Here is a 2,858-nt window from a genome sequence, read left to right as displayed (position 1 = left end):
TTCATTGCCGTGAAGCAGCGTGCAGATAGCCCGTGTTCGACTGCGATCATGACCTTCCACGGTAATCATTGCCGGGCCACCCAGCTGATTCAAAAATCCCTCTACGCTAGAGGAAATCATCTCCGGCGTGGGGTTGTGTATACAGTGTATCGGCTGTTGTTCCCTGTTAGTCACCTGCTCTCCATCCAGCTAGAAACGGGTTGATTGTTACGTACATGTTCAATATAACGCTTAACCATCAGGGTCAGCGCACGATGCCGCACTTCAGTGTTTAATAGTCGCTTAAAGGTTTTCAGCTGCCAACAGGCACCGGTCATACGGTTTTGAATGCGTTGCCGGATAATACCCAAATAATGCTTACTCTCCGTTTCATCCACCCCAATCTGCCGCAACCCTTCTTCAGCTAACGGCAATAACGACAGCGCCAACTCACATGCCGGTAATGTCACCAGCGGTTTATGCCCCTCCGGGTCGGGCCACAGCAGATGTGCCATCAAACCTTTTTCTGCCGCACGGTAAAAATTATGCTCAACGGCCAGAAACGGCATGGTCGGAATCCTCGCTTCTATATCTTTGCTCATGCCTTCCGCTAATCCCAAAAGGAATGCGGCATTCGCCATCATGTCACACGGACTGGGACCGGCAGGCAAGGCACGCATCTCTATTCTCAGGTGGCCCCCTCCGGCATCATCAAATACCGGCCGATTCCACGGCCAGACGGTCCCTTGATGCAACCGCAGTTCAAATAACGATGGCAGCTCCCCCGCCCCGGCCAGCGCCAGCGCATCTTCCCCGTTGCAGATGGGTAATATCGGTTCATGCAGATGGACAGATTCTGCGAACAGCTCGTAAGCACCATGCCTGACCCAGCCATGCCCAAAACTGACCCGTGAAGGCAGATGCGCTTCACGCACATCCCGGGTACGACCGTCAATCGCGTGCTTAATCAGCGGTATCCGGGTCTCATGCCACAGCCTCTGCCCGAGCATAAACGGTGAGTTTCCAGCAATCGCTAATACGATCGGTGTCGCAAGCTGCATGGCATTAAACAGTGCCGCAAAACGTTCCGGCTCGACGCGACAATGCAATTGCATGGAGGTGTTTGCACCTTCCAGCGTGACATCACGGGAGCGCAAAGAGATGGGCTCTGGGCCGTTAATCCGAACCGAGAACAGCTCCCCCCGCATGCGGGACAGTGCGCGGGTTAGCGCATGAAAGCGTGGTAGATCGGTCATCGCATGCGGACCGAAATGACGCCGTTTCAAGGTTGGTAAAATGCCAATCGGGACGACTTGCCCCCCATACTGATCAGCAGCATGCTGCAAAGCATTCAGCGCCCCAAGGATCTCATTTTCCAATTGGGAGAACGGTGTACCTTGCGCGGATACCGGCGACAAATTGTATTCAAGATTGTAGCGATTCAGCTCCAACGCCAACTGCGGGTCGTTAACCGCTGCGTGCAGGGCCTGATTAACAAACAACGGGCGTCCCTGCTGGTCGACGATATAGATCTCCAGCTCAGCACCGATGGTGGTCGCTCCTTCGCCAAACCCCGGCCGTTTCAGCAACTGTTCCAATGCTTGCAGGTTACCGTTCAACTGTTTTTTGAAGCGGCCGTACTCTGCGGCTGAAAATTCAGACTTTTCGATATCCAGGCCCATCGTGTTCCGCCTGCTGTTTCGATGCAATTCAGCATGGCACGGATACCCACAGTTCTCAAATCAGTCGGCGTTCCCGATGGGCTGTGCTACGGATCAGGTCACTGTTCATTCACGAGTGCTGTGCTATAGTCGGGCACTTCTCAGGATACGGATATATCAAAGGATCAAAACAGTGATCAGGAATCTGGTGATCAAAGGGCTGGGCTTTGCAGGCATCCCGGCCATGCTCCACAAAACGCTGAAACGGCGTGGCATTTCTATTCTGGCGTACCATGGTGTGCTGGATAAACCACTGCCGTTTGATGACTGGTGTTTTATCAGTCAGGAGACCTTTGACGAGCAGATTCGTTATCTGAGCGAACACTTCAACATTGTGCACCTGTCCGAAGCGGTGCAGATGCTGGATAACGGTGATGTAGATAAACCGACCGCCGTGATCACGTTCGACGATGGTTACCAGAACAACTATGATTTCGCGTTTCCCATCCTGAAGAAATACAACGCCCCGGCCACTATCTACCTGGTATCCGATCAGATGAATGGTGAGGACACCATCTGGTTCTGTCGCCTGAATCAGGCCTTGTCTGAAACGTCAGAAACGGCATTGAGCTGGAACGGTATGCAGTTCAATCTTAGCAACCCTGCGGGCAAAGCGGCCGCATCTGCGCGCATTCAGGGCTCCTTGAAAGGGATGATCAACAGTCGCCTGAATACCGAAGTAAAACAACTCATTTCAACGCTGGGCGGCGATCCTGAAAAACCGATTGAGAACCACTCGCCGTATCGTCTGCTCAGTCAGGCAGAAATTGATGAGATGCGGGACTCAGGTTTGATCGAGTTTGGCGCACATACTTGCAGTCATGCGATTCTCAGCCGACTGTCCGCCGAAGAACAGGCGCGGGAGATCAACGAATCCAAACGTGTGATTGAAGAGATGGTAGGTCGTCGCTGTGATCACTTTGCCTATCCAAATGGCAGTACTCAGGACCACGACCCGGTGACAGCACAGCTGATCAGCAGTGCGGGCTTTGCCAGCTGTGTCAATATGCGTCCGGGCGCGAACCTGCCCGACACTGAGCGCATGCATCTTTATCGCTACGGTATCGGGTCTGATACCACCTTCAGCCGTTTTAAGCTGATGGTGCACCATATTCGCTGACTAATATGGGTGACTCAACGCTGGGTCACCTGACTTTC

2 protein-coding genes are annotated in these 2,858 nt (G+C 53.2%); one reads left to right on the top strand and one right to left on the bottom strand.

The genetic code is table 11. The annotated features are described in order from the left end of the window. Nucleotides 1-170: 170 nt before the first annotated feature. Nucleotides 171-1,661 (bottom strand): glutamate--cysteine ligase, encoded by a 1,491-nt coding sequence (locus ABYW01_RS18415; RefSeq protein WP_372835664.1) that lies wholly within the window; start codon nt 1,659-1,661, stop codon nt 171-173. A 172-nt stretch (nt 1,662-1,833) separates the two neighbouring features. On the opposite strand from ABYW01_RS18415, the gene ABYW01_RS18410 reads away from it, so the two are divergent. Further along, complete coding sequence (locus tag ABYW01_RS18410; protein ID WP_372835662.1) at nt 1,834-2,820, top strand: polysaccharide deacetylase family protein; 987 nt, start codon at nt 1,834-1,836, stop codon at nt 2,818-2,820. Nucleotides 2,821-2,858: the final 38 nt, after the last annotated feature.

It is taken from the genome of Pontibacterium sp. (assembly GCF_041587635.1).
Classification (GTDB): Bacteria; Pseudomonadota; Gammaproteobacteria; order Pseudomonadales; family Balneatricaceae; genus Pontibacterium.
This window is presented reverse-complemented; position numbering and strand designations above follow the sequence as displayed.

Coding starts and splice junctions, on each gene's coding strand:
- ABYW01_RS18415 (WP_372835664.1), bottom strand. CDS start 1,661: ATGGGCCTGGATATCGAAAAGTCTGAATTTTCAGCCGCAGAGTACGGC.